Origin of the sequence: Paenibacillus sp. NPDC057967 (assembly GCF_042887015.1) — a bacterium.
GTDB lineage: Bacteria > Bacillota > Bacilli > Paenibacillales > Paenibacillaceae > Pristimantibacillus.
Window position 1 is genome coordinate 105,628 of sequence record NZ_JBHVQB010000002.1, and the last position, 16,212, is coordinate 121,839.

16 protein-coding genes are annotated in these 16,212 nt (G+C 53.2%); 10 read left to right on the forward strand and 6 right to left on the reverse strand.

Annotated elements, in window-relative coordinates; translation table 11 throughout:
* Nucleotides 1-8: 8 nt before the first annotated feature.
* A complete protein-coding gene (locus ACFVSO_RS04925) occupies nucleotides 9-761 on the reverse strand; it encodes a haloacid dehalogenase-like hydrolase (protein WP_387470723.1) in 753 nt (250 codons plus the stop codon).
* 136 nt (nucleotides 762-897) lie between these two features.
* Between ACFVSO_RS04925 and ACFVSO_RS04930 the strand changes: the two genes are divergently transcribed.
* Nucleotides 898-1,095, forward strand: a complete 198-nt coding sequence (locus ACFVSO_RS04930) for a hypothetical protein (RefSeq protein ID WP_387470725.1) — start codon at nucleotides 898-900, stop codon at nucleotides 1,093-1,095.
* A 167-nt stretch (nucleotides 1,096-1,262) separates the two neighbouring features.
* On the opposite strand, the gene ACFVSO_RS04935 is transcribed toward ACFVSO_RS04930, so the two are convergent.
* From ACFVSO_RS04935 to ACFVSO_RS04950, 4 genes are all read right to left on the reverse strand, one after another.
* The gene (locus tag ACFVSO_RS04935; protein ID WP_387470727.1) at nucleotides 1,263-2,051 is read right to left on the reverse strand and encodes an ABC transporter permease; all 789 of its coding nucleotides are present in this window, start codon (nucleotides 2,049-2,051) and stop codon (nucleotides 1,263-1,265) included.
* A complete protein-coding gene (locus tag ACFVSO_RS04940) occupies nucleotides 2,048-2,944 on the reverse strand; it encodes an ATP-binding cassette domain-containing protein (RefSeq protein WP_387470729.1) in 897 nt (298 codons plus the stop codon). The genes ACFVSO_RS04935 and ACFVSO_RS04940 overlap by 4 nt, the downstream gene beginning before the upstream one ends.
* 191 nt (nucleotides 2,945-3,135) lie before the next feature.
* Entirely contained in the window at nucleotides 3,136-3,855 is a 720-nt protein-coding gene (locus ACFVSO_RS04945) for an NAD-dependent protein deacylase (RefSeq protein ID WP_387470731.1), read from the reverse strand.
* A gap of 86 nt (nucleotides 3,856-3,941) precedes the next feature.
* Nucleotides 3,942-4,496, reverse strand: coding sequence for a CGNR zinc finger domain-containing protein (locus ACFVSO_RS04950; RefSeq protein ID WP_387470733.1), 555 nt, complete (start codon nucleotides 4,494-4,496; stop codon nucleotides 3,942-3,944).
* Between the two features lie 147 nt (nucleotides 4,497-4,643).
* Between ACFVSO_RS04950 and ACFVSO_RS04955 the strand changes: the two genes are divergently transcribed.
* From ACFVSO_RS04955 to ACFVSO_RS04970, 4 genes are all read left to right on the forward strand, one after another.
* Entirely contained in the window at nucleotides 4,644-5,123 is a 480-nt protein-coding gene (locus ACFVSO_RS04955; protein WP_387470735.1) for a DinB family protein, read from the forward strand.
* 245 nt (nucleotides 5,124-5,368) lie between these two features.
* Nucleotides 5,369-7,063 (forward strand): dihydroxy-acid dehydratase, encoded by a 1,695-nt coding sequence (gene ilvD, locus ACFVSO_RS04960; protein WP_387470737.1) that lies wholly within the window; start codon nucleotides 5,369-5,371, stop codon nucleotides 7,061-7,063.
* A 116-nt stretch (nucleotides 7,064-7,179) separates the two neighbouring features.
* Nucleotides 7,180-8,145 (forward strand): helix-turn-helix transcriptional regulator, encoded by a 966-nt coding sequence (locus tag ACFVSO_RS04965; protein WP_387470739.1) that lies wholly within the window; start codon nucleotides 7,180-7,182, stop codon nucleotides 8,143-8,145.
* Nucleotides 8,146-8,241: 96 nt separating this feature from the next.
* On the forward strand, nucleotides 8,242-8,865 hold the full coding sequence (locus ACFVSO_RS04970) for a GyrI-like domain-containing protein (protein WP_387470741.1): 624 nt from the start codon (nucleotides 8,242-8,244) through the stop codon (nucleotides 8,863-8,865).
* Nucleotides 8,866-9,187: 322 nt separating this feature from the next.
* Here the strand turns inward: ACFVSO_RS04970 and ACFVSO_RS04975 are convergent, their stop codons facing one another.
* A complete protein-coding gene (locus tag ACFVSO_RS04975) occupies nucleotides 9,188-11,659 on the reverse strand; it encodes an alpha/beta hydrolase-fold protein (RefSeq protein WP_387470743.1) in 2,472 nt (823 codons plus the stop codon).
* A gap of 219 nt (nucleotides 11,660-11,878) precedes the next feature.
* Here ACFVSO_RS04975 and ACFVSO_RS04980 point away from each other — a divergent pair, with 219 nt between their 5' ends.
* The 5 genes from ACFVSO_RS04980 to ACFVSO_RS05000 all read left to right on the forward strand — a co-directional run bounded on the left by ACFVSO_RS04980 (nucleotide 11,879) and on the right by ACFVSO_RS05000 (nucleotide 16,200).
* Complete coding sequence (locus tag ACFVSO_RS04980) at nucleotides 11,879-12,577, forward strand: FadR/GntR family transcriptional regulator (RefSeq protein ID WP_387470745.1); 699 nt, start codon at nucleotides 11,879-11,881, stop codon at nucleotides 12,575-12,577.
* A gap of 95 nt (nucleotides 12,578-12,672) precedes the next feature.
* Nucleotides 12,673-14,022: an acyclic terpene utilization AtuA family protein gene (locus ACFVSO_RS04985; protein WP_387470747.1), complete on the forward strand. Its 1,350-nt coding sequence runs from the start codon at nucleotides 12,673-12,675 to the stop codon at nucleotides 14,020-14,022.
* 64 nt (nucleotides 14,023-14,086) lie between these two features.
* Entirely contained in the window at nucleotides 14,087-14,413 is a 327-nt protein-coding gene (locus tag ACFVSO_RS04990) for a DUF4387 domain-containing protein (RefSeq protein ID WP_387470749.1), read from the forward strand.
* 2 nt (nucleotides 14,414-14,415) lie between these two features.
* Nucleotides 14,416-15,309 carry an ABC transporter permease gene (locus ACFVSO_RS04995; RefSeq protein ID WP_387470751.1) on the forward strand — a complete coding sequence of 298 codons (894 nt, stop codon included), beginning with the start codon at nucleotides 14,416-14,418 and terminating at the stop codon, nucleotides 15,307-15,309.
* Nucleotides 15,310-15,324: 15 nt separating this feature from the next.
* A complete protein-coding gene (locus ACFVSO_RS05000; protein ID WP_387470753.1) occupies nucleotides 15,325-16,200 on the forward strand; it encodes a carbohydrate ABC transporter permease in 876 nt (291 codons plus the stop codon).
* The last annotated feature ends 12 nt before the right edge of the window (nucleotides 16,201-16,212 follow it).

Genomic DNA, 16,212 nt, shown 5'->3' on the forward strand with positions numbered 1-16,212 from the left:
AAGTGGTTTTAGGATGGAACATTTTTGGCATGCGTGCGGTTGTCTGCATGGTCTTGCTCGTGATGAACCAGGGTGCCGGGTACACGGATGTATGTGCCTCTGATTTTTTTCATCCAGGAGAGTGGGCGATTTTCTATGACAATAGAGTATGCCGCATGCTGAAGCACAGGCAGATCATGCTTGGAGTCTGCGACGGCAAGCAGGGATTCGGAGGGGTAACGTTCGGCGTGATTCTTTTTGAAATCGCGGAGTTCATCCAGTCCTACCTGTGCGGCTGTCCCGTTCTGCAAGAGAGGCAGACATAGGTATTCCACCCCATAACGCTGCGCCATTCGTTTCACAACGGGTTCGATATTGGTGGACAGAAGAAGGACAGTAATGTTGTTTTTCTGCAAATAAGGAATGAGCTGATGTGTGTAGGAAATAAGCCGCGTGCGGCATTTCTCTTGGACAAGCTGTTCCGAAGCTTGGTCGATCTGCTCCGGGGAGAAAACACGGAACCGCCGGTAAAATGCCCGCTGGAACCATTCCCGGTTCATCGCATCCAGAAGCAGGTAGATGGGCGCCCAGAATGCGGCGAAGCCTGTCAGCCATAGCCGCCACGACCAAGATCGTTTGAAGCTGTTCTTGCGCATGCGCAGGTATAGCTCGGCGATGTTGGCTTTCACAAGTGTATTATCGACATCAATTAGAGCGTGCTTCACGCCATTTTGAATCCATGGATCAAGCTCGGGTGTATAGATATTCAAGTCTTTATTCACGTTTGCATTCTCCCTCTATTCGCATCTCTCTTGATATGGTAAATTTTATATATACTAGTTTGGTTGAGAGCGGGTTGTCTGTCAATCGGATACGGTTGATTTCTGATTATAAATAGCTAGGGAAGGCGGGAAAACGATGATTGCTGGACGAGTCATAAACATCATGATCGGAGTTTGTCTGATGCTCAGTGCATTAACTCAAATCATTTCAAAATATCCGGATATTACACCGATATATATTTTTAATGTCGTTATATTTATGGTTGCACTCGTGATCGTAGGGTTTCATTTCGTCAAGCTGCGCAAGGAAAAACGGCTCGAAGTGAAAGGCTGAAGGAGTAAGGCGGGTTTGGCAGTAAAAGCTGACAAGAGGGATATCTCGTTAGAGTCAATTGAATAAAAATACATACGCAAAAAAGGGCCGCACGCCGCACCAATTCAATCATGAACCGGTAGTGGCAGACGGCTCTTTATAATGGACTGGCAAGATCGGAATTGTGCTTAGCGGCGGCCTGATCTCATGCGGAAGGCGATGGCGCACCAGATGAGGGAAAGGAGCAGGATGCCTGCACACCAGAGCAACGCGAGCCACCCGTTATTCCCGATGGGTCCGCCAATGAGCAACGCTCGAAGCGCCTCAATGACCGGCGTAATGGGCTGGTGGTTCGCAAAGCCCTGCAGCCAAGATGGCATCGTATCGGTCGGGACAAATGCGCTTGACAGGTAAGGAAGGAACAGGAGTACAAAGCCGTATCCGCTGGCGGCTGCGGGGCTTCCCGTGACGAGGCCAATCGCTGCGAACAGCCACGTATAGGTCAAGATGAACAAGGTGATCAGCCCAAGCGCGATCAGCCAGTCGCTTAAGCCCGCCACAGGCTGGAAGCCGAGCAGGAGGGCGACACCGACCACGATGCATGTCGCCAGCATATTGCGGACGACGCTCGCGAAGACATGCCCGGTCACGACACTGACAGCCCGAATCGGCATCGTCCGGAAGCGGTCGATGATGCCGTTCGTCATATCTGTCGCTACATCGACGGCGGTGCTGGATGATCCGTATCCGGCGCATAACAGGATAATGCCGGGAACGACATAGGTGACATAGTGCCCCGTCGTATCAATCGCTCCTCCGAATACATAGGTGAACAGCAGCATAAGAAACACAGGGAGTATAATCGCCATCAGTAGAGACTCCACGTTGCGCAGGCTATGGCGAAGGCTTCTCCCGATAAAGACAAGATTGGTTGTGATGATCGTTGGTGATTTTTGCACAGATTGGGCCGTATTCATGAGATAGAGACCTCCTTCGTTTCGGTTTTGGTTGCGGTCAAGGCAAGGAAGACATCATCCATGCTTGGCTTCCGAATCGAGATTTTGGTATCGGGATTGAAAGCCTGTGCGGCGCTGTTCAGCGCCTGTTTGACATCGGCAAGCCCTCCGGTAGTCGGATAGGAGCCGATTAGCTCATCTTGGCCATTGCGCAATTCGATGACCTCTCCGCCTACCCGCGACTTCAGTTCATCTGCTGTTCCGGATGCCACGATACGTCCTCCGTGAATGACCGCGATTTCGTCAGCCAGTTCATCGGCTTCCTCTAAGTACTGCGTCGTCAGAAATACGGTGACGCCCTGCTGTTTGAGGCCGAGAATCATCTCCCAGAGCGTGCGTCGGCTAATGGTATCCAGACCGGTCGTAGGTTCATCAAGGAAAATCACCGGACGATGTGTAACGAGGCTGATCGCCAGATCAATCCGCCGGCGCATACCGCCGGAATAGGCTTTCGCTCGCTTGGAAGCGGCGTCTTCCAGATCGAATTGCTTCAGAAGCTCATTGGTTCTGGCATTGGCTTCAGAGGTCGATAAGCCGGATAGCCTGCACATCATGCGCAGGTTTTCCGCGCCAGTCAGCAACTCATCTACAGCAGCGAATTGTCCCGTTAAGCTGATGGAGCGCTTGACCTCCTTTTGCTCGAACTCGACATCGTACCCCGCCACTTTTACGCTGCCTTCGTCCAGCTTGGTCAAGGTGGATAGAATATGAATGAGCGTTGTTTTGCCTGCACCGTTAGGTCCGAGCAAGGCGAAGATGGTGCCAGCGGGCACGGTGAGATTAACGCCTTTCAGAATCACCGTCTTGCCGAATGATTTAACTAAACCTTTTACATCAATCGCATTTTTGATCAAGTGTGTTCACCTCTTTTGGAATTGTATATGATATAAACAGTATATGAGGCACACGATATATTCACCTCGTTCTTGAGACTGAACTTTAACGGGCCGTTCGGATGAGATTGCATAAGCAAAGCCCCTGCGGCGGCCAATGTGATTGGCTGCTGCAAGGGCTTCATTGTGCGGCTTGAAAGTCGATATTTGCATTACCAAGATGCCTGAACAGCGCGGAACGTCTCCACGATGTCCCCATGGACAACGATATCGAACAAGCCGTCCAGCTCAGTCGCTTCACGGTTCAGAAGGGCTCGGCGGCCCTTGCTGTAGCGAGGCAATTCCTTAACGGGATAAACCTTTAACGACGTTCCGATCGCAAGGAACAGATCGGCTTTGGAGGCTTCTTCGAAGGCTTCCTCCAGATGCTTTACCATTCCCTCGAACAACACGACATCCGGTTTTAAAATAAAACCGTCCTTGCCGCAGCGCGGAATCTCCTCGCTGACCAGATGCTCCAGACCGTAGACTGTGCGGCATTTCGGACAATGAGCGGTATGGATGGAGCCGTGCACATCGAGGATGCGGCGGCTGCCTGCTTTGCTGTGCAGGCCGTCGACGTTTTGAGTGATGATGGTCACTTCTTTGCCCGCTTGCTCCAGTTCGCGCAGAAACAGATGGCCGAGATTAGGCTCATACTGCTTAATCGCATGGAAGTGGAAGATTGTTTTAAAGTGTGTCCAAAAGGATTTGGGATGCCGATGATAGTAGGTCTCCGACAGAATCGCCTCGACATCCAGCTCTTGGTCATATAGTCCGCCGCGGGATCGGAAGTCTGGTATGCCGCTTGCTGTGCTGATGCCGGCGCCGGTCAGGACGGCAATACGCTCCGCTTGCTTAAGCGCTTCTGCTAATTGCTCGGTAGGATGCATGAGTATTCACCTCATTTAATAGCATGATGGATTTTGATTTAGTCTATGAGTGAGCGTCTATTTACGCTTGATGCCAATATACAGCATTACTTAGACTCTGACTTTTTCCGTTCCCGGAATCGCCTCACCTTCATGAGATTGCCGCACATCTTGTCATCACAAAATCGCTTGGAGCGGTTGCGCGTGTCGTCCAGAAACACCCAATTGCAGTTGCTGTTCTCGCATATCCGGATTCGATTGCCTTGTCCGTCAGCCAACGTCTGCGCGAAGCTGGCAGCCACTTCGGACAGTAAGCTCTTCCATGTATGCTCTTGCGGCAGCCAGACCATTCGAATGGTCTCATCGTCTTGTCTCATTTCGCGGGTAGCTGCGCTTTGCTTCAGTTTTTCATTCACCGCACTGATCATCTCATGAGTCACGGTCGTGTCCCTGGATAATTGGATGGCGAATTGCCGTAATCGATCTCTGAATCGCTGAATCGTCACCATATCCTCTGCCGGAATGGGCACTGGAGCGTGAAGCTCCCAGCTTTCCAGGAGGGCCGTTTGCCATTCCGGCTTCAGCAGCCGGTCCTCCGAATGACCGTCGCCCCTCCAGTCATGCCATAAACTATTGGCGAAATCGGTCCATAATTCGTCCATACTTGATGACCTCCAACTTATTCAAAAGATGTAACCATCTAAATCGAATTAGATAGTTGCATTCGTAATTCACATATGATACCTTCTCATTGTAACGTTCGAATTCGCGATTAGCTAGTTACAATTTTGAGAGGAGCTGACAAGCAGATGGGGTTGAGCAAAGTCGAGTTATTGCTGCTGCAGAGAGAGCAAGCGTGGAACAAAGAGGAATGGATTGTACCGCTGGCTGTTGCACTGGAAGGACTGACGGCGAAGGTTGCGGCTTGGGAACCTGAGGGAGGCGGTAATTCCATATGGCAGACGCTGCTCCATATTAATTATTACAACGAGGATCTATTATATCGGCTCAGAGACGAACCTTTGGGCCCTCGGGTTACCAATAAAGCTACATTTGGCTCTACAGGCCAGCCAGATGACGAGGCGGGCTGGCAGGCTGTGGTAGCCAGAACACACGAGCTTGCGGAAGGGTTGCGGGAGACGATCGCAGCGCTGACCGATGAGGATCTGGAGAAGCCATTCGCTTCCACGACAATGGGCCAGGAGTTGTCCATATGGCTGCTGCATGACGCATATCATAGCGGTCAGATCGTATTAATTCGAAGACAGCTGGGAGCGTGGCGCCAGTAGATTTAACCGGATATTTGTTATATGAGGCAAGACGGCTCTCCGATAATCGGAGAGCCGTCTTGTTATGATCATTTTCCGGGATATTCCCACTCCACGTTTATCGATTCCATCGATTAGCACTATTTTTCTTTGTCAAAACTACACATCAGAGCACCCCATAGAAATTAACATTGAATTCTGCATCCATATGCGATATATTGCATATTACAAGAATGCTGGCGATTAAATACGGAGGAGTGATGGATATGACAGGCAAAAAGGATCTGAGAATTCGGAGCAAGGTTATTAGCGAAGGCGTCAATCGGATGCCGAACAGAGCGATGCTGCGTGCTGTCGGGTTTAAGGATGAGGATTTCAAGAAGCCCATGATCGGCGTAGCGAGTACATGGAGCGAGGTTACCCCTTGCAATATGCATATTAACGAGTTAGCTGTTCGGGCAAAGGCTGGGCTTGCCCGGCATGGAGGCGCACCGCTAATCTTCAATACGATTACCGTATCGGACGGCATTTCGATGGGGCATGAAGGCATGACCTATTCGCTTCCGAGCCGCGAGGCGATTGCCGATTCCATCGAAATTGTCACTGGTGCCGAACGGTTCGACGGACTAGTGGCAATTGGCGGCTGCGACAAGAATACACCGGCTTGTCTCATGGCGATTGGGCGACTGAACGTGCCATCGGTCTATGTCTACGGCGGGACGATACAGCCGGGCAAGCTGGATGGGAAACCGGTCGATATCGTAAGCGCCTTTGAAGCGGTCGGACAATACCATGACGGCAAAATGACAGAGAAGGAGCTTCACAAAGTGGAATGCAGCGTTTGTCCTGGGCCGGGCGCATGCGGCGGCATGTATACCGCCAACACAATGGCTGCTGCAGCCGAAGCGATGGGCATGAGCCTTCCCGGCTCTGCCTCGACGCCAGCCATCGCGGCACGCAAAGCGGAGGAATGCGAGGAAGCGGGAGCAGCAGTCATCTCTCTGCTGGAGCAGGGCATCTATCCGCGAGACATTATGACCAAAAAAGCATTCGAAAACGCGATTACCGTCGTCATGGCGCTTGGGGGTTCTACGAATGCGTTCCTTCATCTGATCGCCATCGCCCATTCTGCGGGCGTGGAGCTGACGTATGACGATTTTGAGCGCATTCGGGTGAAGGTTCCGCATCTGGCGGACTTGAAGCCAAGCGGTCAATATGTCATGCAGGATTTGAACGATGCAGGCGGCGTGACGGGTGTGATGAAGCTGCTGCTGGAGCAGGGACTGCTGCATGGCGACTGCATGACGGTAACAGGCCGGTCATTAGCGGAAAATCTGGCGGCTAGCGAGCCGCTCCATGAGGGCCAGAACATCATCCGTCCGTTCCATGACCCGCTCAAACCAAACGGGCCGTTGGTTGTTCTTCGCGGCAACCTTGCGCCAGATGGAGCGATTGCGAAGATGTCGGGGATGAAGAAGCTGCGCTTCACCGGACCTGCCAAAGTGTATGACAGCGAGGAAGCCGCTACAGAAGCGATTGTACGAGATGAAATTCAGCGCGGCGATGTGCTGGTCATCCGCTATTGCGGACCGAAGGGCGGACCGGGCATGCCGGAGATGCTGTCGGTAACGGCGTTGATTGTCGGCAAAGGCTTGAGCGGCGAGGTGGCCCTCTTGACCGACGGCCGATTCTCCGGCGGCTCCCATGGATTTGTCATCGGGCATGTCGCGCCGGAAGCGCAGGTTGGCGGGCCGATTGCGCTATTGCGCACCGGGGACAGGATTACAATAGACAGCGAGACACAGCGGATTGACTTCGACGTAACGGATGAAGAGCTGAATCGGCGCAGGAAAACATGGGTGCAGCCGCCGCTGAAACGCACGTCCGGCGCGCTGGCGAAGTATGCGCGGCTTGTATCTTCGGCGAGCAAAGGCGCAGTCACCGACTTGGCGGAGTTGTAACACGGCATCGCTTAAGCTAAGCCGAGCGGCATGCTATACTTTCCTTATTCCCGGGTAAAGGACGGATGTTATGACTCGATCCATTCTGACAATTTCACGAGAAAGCCCCTTCTATTATGGTTAAGCTGGATTATTTGCTATCCGTCTTATGGCTCCTTAGCTCCAGGAGTCGGCTTACAGCGGAGCAGATCGCTGAGGAATTGGAAGTAAGCGTTCGAACCGTATACCGGTATATTGACGCGCTCAGCATGAGCGGTGTCCCTGTTGTTGCTGAAGCAGGGCATGGCGGGGGCTATAGTCTGCCAAGCAGCTTTGCCAGCATGCCGCTATTCTTTGATACCAACGAACTGAAGGCGATGGCGCATGGTGTCTTGCTGGCGCAGCAGGCTCACTATCCTTATTCGGATTCACTCATGCGATCACTCGATAAAATTAGACATCGCCTGAATGATTCGCAGCTGGAGGAGCTGGAGCGGAGCACTGCCGGTATTGAAGTGGATGAGCCAGACAAGGCAGACGGCTTACAGCGTGTGCTGGATGAGCTGGATCAAGCTATTATTGATGGCAAAACGCTGTCGATTGGTTATGCAAAAGCAGATGGATTGCCGCCGAGCCCACGGCAAATCGACCCTTATGGCCTGTTGTATCGGCATGGCCGATGGTACGTCATTGCTTATTGCCATAGCCGGGAGTCGATCCGGGTGTTCAGAGGGGATCGCATCAGTGGGGTGTCACCTGCCGGGAGCGGCTTTATGCGCCCGGCATCCTTTTCAGCGAAGGCATATTTGGCGAACTATCTGGCTGTATCCGAACAACATGCTGGCGAGAAGGTCCAGGTTATCGTAAAGGCGAACAATGAAATGTTGAGCGCGATTTGCAATCAGTGGTATTTGAAGCATAGCGCTGAGATTGAACGGGGAGAAGGAGTGGCAAGCCTGCTGATGGCGGAGGAAGCGATGCTGGGTTATATGCCCCATATGCTTCTCTCGTTCGGCAAGGGGGTAGAGGTTGTACAGCCTCTTTCTTTGAAGAACGCACTAATCAAACTTGCCAAAGAGTTGGTTCAGCATCATGAATCGTAAATGGATCTGCCAGCCCGACAGCTTCCCTGACAGCCATCTTGTCAGGGAAGCTGTTGTATAGTAGCTACATCTGATACAGAGGGGTGATGGATCGACATGATGAATGGAGAGAAGCTGGATTTGGCCAAAAGAGACAAGCTCTATTACACGGCATCGCTTGAGCCGAGGCTTGTCCATTTTCCGGAGCTGAATTATGTGGCATTAGAAGGGCAGGGAGATCCCAATGGCGAACGATTCCGGGAGTCGACCGAAGCGCTCTACACGGTTGCTTATGGCGTCAAAGGCCTTTGCAAGAGCGAGCAAGCCGATTTTACGGTAGCCAAGCTGGAGGGGCTGTGGTGGGTCGATTCGGATGCCCATGATCCGCTGACTGTCCCGCGCGAGGAATGGCGCTGGCGGATTATGATTCGCATGCCAGACTTTGTTACAGCCGAGAAGGTAACAAGCGCGAGACTTGCAGCCGCCAAGAAGAAGCCTGTGTTGGCTGGGCTGATTCAGTCTGTGGCCTACCTTCCTATTCATGAAGGAGATTGCGTGCAAATCATGCATATCGGGCCTTACAGCGAGGAACCGGCAACGCTGAAGCGCATGGATACCTATATGAGCGAGCATGGACTGACCGGTAACGGGCTGCATCATGAAATCTATTTGTCCGATCCGCGGAGGAGCGCTCCTTCAACGAGGAAAACCATATTGCGGCTGCCTGTTAGAAAAATCTGATGAAAGCTGGCCAGACGTGAGTGCCATACACAACCTTTTCCTTCCATTGTTGCGTCTGTTAGGCAAGAGGTGATAGAGGATGGAGAGGAAACTGGTGCTGGCGTTAATGCTTGTCTGTTCACTCCTATGACAATATGCCGTGATTCCTCTAGGCATGGTTGGCTTCGCCGCCTACGGCGTAATTCGTATTCGTGCGGTGAGAAGAAGAGATTAGCAGATCGCATAATGGTTATTCCAAAAAGAAAGCCCGCTCGTATGACGTCGCGCAATTGGGACGGAAACGAGGGGCTTTCTTTTTTTGGTGCGGATTATGGCAAAGGGATTACTTTACCATCCCAAGCAGACGGTTCAGAATAACGGCGGCATGCGCTCTTGTCGCTTGAATGCCGGGACCGAAAGCTCCGTCCGGGTAGCCTTGAAGCAGCCCAAGCTCCGTCGTTTGCTTAACGGCGGCCAGCGCCCAGGCGCTAATTTGCGCCTCATCCTGGAAGCTAGCAGCTGAGCCGGACTCAGGTGTAGAGCCGATTGCTTCAAGCGCACGCATGGTGAATACGGCCATCTCTTCGCGGGTAATTGATTTATCCGGCCAGAACTTGCCGTCGCCGTTGCCCTGCGCGATTCCTGCCTTCATAGGTGTAGCGATCGCTTGCGCATACCAGGCATCCTTAGGTACATCGAAGAACGAGTCGGCATTCGCCGCATCCGTGGTTAGATTAAGTGCCCGGACGAGCAGTGCCGCAAATTCAGCACGCGTGACGTTAGCTTCCGGTGCGAAGCGGCCCTCTCCGCGGCCATTCACAATCGCTTTGGCTGCAAGTGCTTCAATATCGGCTTTGGCCCAATGCTTCTCAATATCCTTGAAGCCCGCCGCTCCAGCTTGCAGGCCATTCTTGAACAGATACGACAGGCCTTGCTCGAAGCCGTCCGCCCATACGTTCATGGAGTGGCCTCCGTTCACGATGCGCAGCTCAGCCGGGCTGCCGGGGACATCCTCCCATTTCTCAAATGGATAGCCGAACACATTCGACCGGTGAAGCTGCTGATACAGCGACACGGCTTGCACTTCCATGTTGTAGCGGTTGGCATCCCTCGGCAAATCCTCTTGTTCGCTGAGATGGTTCCAATCGTCATCGCCTGCGATAATGTACATTGGCACAGGCAGCTTTTTCGACGCGTAGGCCTTCAACGCTTGCGGGTAATTCAGCTCCGCCCAGCGCACCGGATCGAACGGTTCGCCGAAGGAACCGCGTTCCACAGCACCCGACGTCGCAGGAGCTTCGCCGTCTTGAATCGCCGGGCTCAGCAAGGCAGCGCCGCCGAACAGCTCCGGATAGACGAGAGAATAGCGAAGCGCGCCGTATCCGCCCATGGAGAAACCGACCAGCCCGCGTCCTTCGCGGGATGCAAGGGTAGGGTAGTTGTCGTCGATGAGAGGGATAAGATCCTCTATAACAGCAGACTCGACATCTCCGAACTTGCCCGAATCGACCCAGTAGCTGTTGCCTGTGACAGGCGCTACCGCAATGACGGGCGGGATCTTCTTGGCTTCAATCATCGAATCGAGAATCGGCCAGAACTTATCCCAGCTTGTCTCCGTTCCGCCGCTGCCATGCAGCAGGTACATGACCGGATAGCGGGTTATCGCATCTTCGTTATAGCCATTCGGCAAGTAGAGCCGGTAGCTTAGCTCGGTCCCAATCGTGCCGTCTGCGTTGCCGGCTAGGCTATCCAGCCTTGCCGTCTCGGTTGTAACGGTGCCTTGGCGCATAGGCGCGTAGGCTTCCGCTTTGTAGGAAGGACTAAGTTCAGCGCTCTCGGGCTTGCCCATCATATAACGGAGGCCGTCCCGGAAGCCGGTCAGCCACAGGTCCGTATCATGGCCGCCATCGATAATGCGAAGCTCGGCAGGGCTGCCCGGCACGTCTTCCCATTTCTCGAATGGCAGTCCGAACAGATTCTTCCGGTGCAGCTCCTGGTATAGCAGGGCGGCTTGCACCTCCATGTTGTATTTATAGGCATCCGCAGGCAGGTCTTCCTTCTCGCTCAGATGGTTCCAATCATCATCCCCGGCGAAAATATAGACAGGCACACGATGAGGCTGCTTCACATAGCTTTCGATCGCTGTTGGATAATTGTTGGCTGTCCAGAGCGACGGGTCATACGGATCGCCGAACGAACCGCGCTCCACAGCGCCGGAAGTTACAGGAGGCTCATTCTTCTGAATAGCCGGACTGAGCAGCGTTACGGCTCCGAACAGGTCGGGGTAGGCCATCCCATAACGCAGCGCGCCATAACCGCCCATAGAGTAGCCCATGAGAAACCGTCCGCTGCGTTCCGCAATCGTGTTATGCTCGTTGTCGATCTTGGCGATCAGATCCTTCGTGACAGCTGATTCATATGCGCCGAACTTGTCGGAATCGACCCAATAGCTGTTGCCGGAAGCGGGAGCTACGGCAATGACCGGATCGATGGAACCGCTTTCAATCATGTCATCAAGCGTGCCCCAGAAATCGTCCCAGCCCTTTTCGTCTCCCCAGCTGCCATGAAGCAGATAGAGGACGGGATATCCTTCCTTGCGGTTTTCATCATAGCCTTTCGGAAGATAGAGCTTGTAAGTCAGTTCATCGTTGCCGGGCATACGGTCGCGGGTCAGCGCATCCGAGGCGAACGTGACGACTTCCGTCGTACGGCCGGTCTGTCCTGCGGCTTGCGCAGGGTTAACCTGGCCGACAACGGTGAACGTCATGACGGCTGCCAATAGCGTAGCCGCGAGCTTCTTCTTGCTGCGATACATGAACATCCCTCCAGTTGGCATTGTGGCATAATTGGGTCACCCAATTGTCCGATTACTATACTAATATGGCGAATATCTTCTGTCAACATGAAATGAAAGCGCTACATTTTAACTTGACAGGACAGGTAAGGAGCGTTTATTCTAGGGTTGCGGTTAATTGGGTGATCCAATTATGGACCAATCACCGCAAGGCGCATTACGAAGTGAGAGGGAATTCATATGACCATTAAACGGATTAAATACCATAGGGTGTACGAGGATGTTATCGAGCAGATCAAAAATCTCATTCTGGAAGGAAACCTGGCTCCGGGCGACGTGCTGCCGACGGAGCGGGAACTGGCTCAGGCTTTCGGCATCAGCCGGGGGACGCTGCGCGAGGCATTCCGCATTCTGGAGCGGGAAGGCTTGATCGACGCCAAGCCAGGCGGAGGAAGGTTCCTCAGCAAGGCGCTCGACGTTGCGGAAGATAAGAACCGGATTATGGACAATATCGAACGGGCGACCATTATGGAGCTGCTAGAAGCAAGGGAATTGTTCGAGACGGGAATTGTCGAGCTGGCAGCGAAACGCGCTACAGCGGAGGATATCGAGGAGATCGAGGCGGCTTTCGAGAAGTGGGGCCAGATCGATCAGGAGAGCGAAGACCGCTCCAAGCCGGATCAGGCGTTCCACTTGTCCATCGCCAAGGCGACCCATAACGTCGTATTGGTCAATATGATCGAACTGCACATGGATTTGCTGCAAAGAACGTTAAGCAAGACAGCGAAGATTCCGGGTCGCAAGAGCGAGGTATACGAGGAGCATCTGCTGATCGTTCAGGCGATCAAGGAAAGAGACCCCGTCAAAGCCAAGCTCGCTCTGCTTCATCATCTGGGCAAGGTTAAGGAGAATATTCAGAAAAACTACGTTCATGCTTGAGTAGGGGGAAATACGGCCCTCTCTTCATTTAATTGGATCACCCAATTATCCAAATATTGCATGAATGAATACGAAGCATAAAAGAGGGATTGCACATGAACACAGACATTCGGATTTTATCGCCATGCGGCATGCTGGGATACGGATTCCCGGAGCAATCCTTTTTAAGAGGCATGGAACAGGAGATTCACGGCATCGTCGTCGATGCGGGATCGACAGACGCAGGTCCTCATAAGCTGGGAGCCGGTGTATCTATTGTAAGCAAGCGCGCGGCGAAGAAAGACCTGGATATCATGATTGCCAGCGGCGTACCCCGGGGCATCCCGATTATTATCGGATCGGCCGGAGGTTCGGGCGCGGAGAAGCATGTGAACTGGACGCTGGACATTATACAGGAAATTTTGCAGGAGAGGGGCTTGCAAGCGGCAATCGCTGTCATCTGGGCGGATTTTACGCAGGAGGAAGTGTTGCAAGCGACCCGCGAGGGGCGCATTCACGCGCTAAGCCCCAACATTCCTCCGCTCGATGAAGCGGCCATTCGTGAGACGAACAGCATCGTCGCCCAGATGGGCCATGAGCCCATCGTGGAAGCGCTGCGCCAAGGAGCGGACATTATCGTATGCGGCCGCGCTTATGATCCTTCGCCGTTCGCGGCGATCGGCATCTATCACGGGAAGGACCCGGGGCTTTCCTATCACTTGGGCAAAATCCTGGAATGCGGCGCGTTATGCGCAGAGCCTGGCACGACTAAGGACAGCATTCTCGGCACGATTACCGATGATGCGTTCCTGGTACAGTCGCTGAATCCGGCGCGGAAGTGCAGCCCGACGAGCGTAGCGGCTCATACCTTTTACGAGAAAGAGCATCCCTACATCCTTCATGGACCGGGCTTCACGCTGGATCTGGAGCATTGCCGGTTCGAGGAGCAGGAGGAAGGCGTCGTACGAGTAACGGGCAGCCGGTACATCCCGGCTGAGACCTACAGGATCAAGCTGGAAGGCGCCAGGCTGGTTGCTTATCGCACCTTCGTCGTCGCCGGCATCCGCGATCCGATTCTGATCGGCAAGCTGGAGGAAGTAGAGGCGCTGGTGAAGCAAGGCGCGCAGGACTATTACAATGACATTCCTGAATCCGATTACAGCATTCATTTCTATAATTACGGCATGAATGGCGTGCTGGGGGACAAAGAGTCCGAGCGCTTCCGCGGCCATGAAGTTGGCGTCATGTTCGAAGTAGTCGCGAAGACGCAGGAGCTGGCAAGCAGCTTATGCGCCACTGTCCGGTCCACCTTCCTGCATTACGGCTACGAAGGACGGAAGTCGACGGCAGGCAATCTGGCCTTTCCATTCGCGCCTAGCGATATCGAATTTGGCCCGGTGTACGAGTTTTCGGTGTACCACCTGATGGAGATGACCAAGGAAAGCTTCCGCATCGAGCGGATTTGAGATTAAGGATTATGCTTACGAAGTAAATTTTGCCGTTGCAAAATTTTTTAGGAGTGAATAGAACATGACCCAACTCGGCCAGCTTGCGAAGGTGCTGAGGAGTAAAAACTCCGGCCCCTTCGAGCTCACATTAGACGTATTGTTCGATTCCGAAGAGAACTACCGAATGGTCAAGGCATCCGGGCGCATTACGAAAGAAACCGTCTGCGAGCTGTACGGTATTACGGAGGAGCAGATTCACCACCTGGTCTTTTTCGATCAGGCGCTTGGCTTTAAGATCACCATCTCCCGGGACATCTCATCCGGCACAGTCGGCGATCGTGACGTATACGGCGCCCAGCAGCATGCGCCTCTTATGATGCTTGCCATCGACACCGTAGAGGAGGGATAGACATGAAAGCTCTAAGACGCATGCGGCAGGATTGGGTGCTGTATGCCATGCTCGCTTTGCCCATGCTTTATTTTGTCATATTTCATCTCATACCGCTGTACGGCATGAAGCTGGCATTCCAGGATTACCGCATCCTTGGCGATCATGTCTGGGTCGGCTGGAAGCACTTTAACGTCCTGTTCAGCTCTCCCGCCTTCGCATCGGTGATGCAGAACACCATCATTATCAGCTTGATGAAAATCATCTTCGTCTTCCCGATTCCAATTGCGCTGTCGCTCTTGATTAACGAGGTGCGAAGCTCGAAGTATCGGAAGTATGTCCAGTCCGTCGTGTATCTGCCTCACTTTCTGTCGTGGGTCGTTATCGCGGGCATCTGGATCAGCCTGCTGAATCCGTCCGAAGGCGGCGTGAACCTGATCGGCAATTTCTTCGGTCTTCCGTCCGTCGACTATATGACAAGCAAAGACCATATTCGCTGGGTATTCGTCGTATCGGAAATTTGGAGAAGTGCCGGCTGGGACTCCATTATCTATCTCGCGGCGATCATGAAGATCAGCCCGGGGCTGTATGAAGCGGCGAAGATCGACGGAGCGACCAGGCTCCAGCAGATGACATTCATTACGCTCCCGCATCTATACAGCACAATTGTAACCGTCTTCATTTTGAACCTGGGCTTCTTCATGAATGCGGGCTTTGACCAAGTGTTCAACTTCATGAACGATTCCGTCATCAGCGTCGTCGATATTCTGGATACGTACGTCTACCGGATCGGTATCGGCAATGGCCAGTTCGCTTATGCGACGGCGGCCAGCTTGTTCAAAGGCGTTATCGGTATCGTACTTATTCTCGGCACACATTTTATCTCAAAACGCATCTCGGGCAAAGGCGTCTGGTAAAGGAGGGACTATGCAATGAGACGACTGGAACTATCGAAAATTATCATCTACGTCATTCTGTTTCTGTCCACGCTCGCCGTGCTGGTTCCGATCCTGAACCTGCTGGCGCTGTCTTTGACCGCACCTGGAAGAGCCCATCTGATGAGCGGCCTCGACATTATACCGAAGGGCTTCTCGCTCATGAACTACGAGCTGCTCCTGTCCAACCCGCTCATTACGGGAAGTATCGTCAATTCGGTCTGGATTACGGGCGTCGGCACCTTGCTTAACCTGATCCTGACGTCGATGGCGGCCTATGTGCTGGCCAGAACGAACTTTATCGGGAAGAAGTTCGTGCTGCTCTTCCTGATTGTCATCATGGTATTCGAGCCGGGTCTTATTCCAGAATACTTGCTGGTGAAAGACCTTGGGCTGATGAACAAACTAACGGCGCTTATCCTGTACAAAGCCGTGAACGTGTACTACCTGTTCATCCTCATGCGGTTCTTCCAGGACATTCCGGAGGAGATCATGGAGGCGGCACGAATCGACGGAGCGGGTCACTTCCGCATGTACACCAGAATCTTGCTGCCGTTATCCAAGCCGGGACTTGCGACGATGGGTCTGTTCTACGGCGTATTCCGCTGGAACGAATATTTCAGAGCTACCATCTACATCTCCGAGCCAAGCAAGTGGCCGCTGCAGGTGGTGCTGAGGCAGTTCGTTGTCCGGAAGGACAATACGTCCATTATCGGCAACCAGAACAATCTGTTCGACAGCTCCGTTGCCTTTGATTTTGCTTCCCTGCAAGCCGGTACGATAATGATTGCGATTGTGCCGCTGCTGATCCTATATCCGTTTATTCTGAAGTATTACGCGAAAGGAGCGCTTGAAGGAGGGGTGAAGGATTAGTAGCTCGGGAAG

Coding starts and splice junctions, on each gene's coding strand:
- ACFVSO_RS04995 (WP_387470751.1), top strand. CDS start 14,416: ATGAAAGCTCTAAGACGCATGCGGCAGGATTGGGTGCTGTATGCCATG.
- ACFVSO_RS04985 (WP_387470747.1), top strand. CDS start 12,673: ATGAACACAGACATTCGGATTTTATCGCCATGCGGCATGCTGGGATAC.
- ACFVSO_RS04975 (WP_387470743.1), bottom strand. CDS start 11,659: ATGTATCGCAGCAAGAAGAAGCTCGCGGCTACGCTATTGGCAGCCGTC.
- ACFVSO_RS04990 (WP_387470749.1), top strand. CDS start 14,087: ATGACCCAACTCGGCCAGCTTGCGAAGGTGCTGAGGAGTAAAAACTCC.
- ACFVSO_RS04930 (WP_387470725.1), top strand. CDS start 898: ATGATTGCTGGACGAGTCATAAACATCATGATCGGAGTTTGTCTGATG.
- ilvD (WP_387470737.1), top strand. CDS start 5,369: ATGACAGGCAAAAAGGATCTGAGAATTCGGAGCAAGGTTATTAGCGAA.
- ACFVSO_RS04965 (WP_387470739.1), top strand. CDS start 7,180: ATGGTTAAGCTGGATTATTTGCTATCCGTCTTATGGCTCCTTAGCTCC.
- ACFVSO_RS04950 (WP_387470733.1), bottom strand. CDS start 4,496: ATGGACGAATTATGGACCGATTTCGCCAATAGTTTATGGCATGACTGG.
- ACFVSO_RS04955 (WP_387470735.1), top strand. CDS start 4,644: ATGGGGTTGAGCAAAGTCGAGTTATTGCTGCTGCAGAGAGAGCAAGCG.
- ACFVSO_RS04970 (WP_387470741.1), top strand. CDS start 8,242: ATGATGAATGGAGAGAAGCTGGATTTGGCCAAAAGAGACAAGCTCTAT.
- ACFVSO_RS04980 (WP_387470745.1), top strand. CDS start 11,879: ATGACCATTAAACGGATTAAATACCATAGGGTGTACGAGGATGTTATC.
- ACFVSO_RS05000 (WP_387470753.1), top strand. CDS start 15,325: ATGAGACGACTGGAACTATCGAAAATTATCATCTACGTCATTCTGTTT.
- ACFVSO_RS04945 (WP_387470731.1), bottom strand. CDS start 3,855: ATGCATCCTACCGAGCAATTAGCAGAAGCGCTTAAGCAAGCGGAGCGT.
- ACFVSO_RS04935 (WP_387470727.1), bottom strand. CDS start 2,051: ATGAATACGGCCCAATCTGTGCAAAAATCACCAACGATCATCACAACC.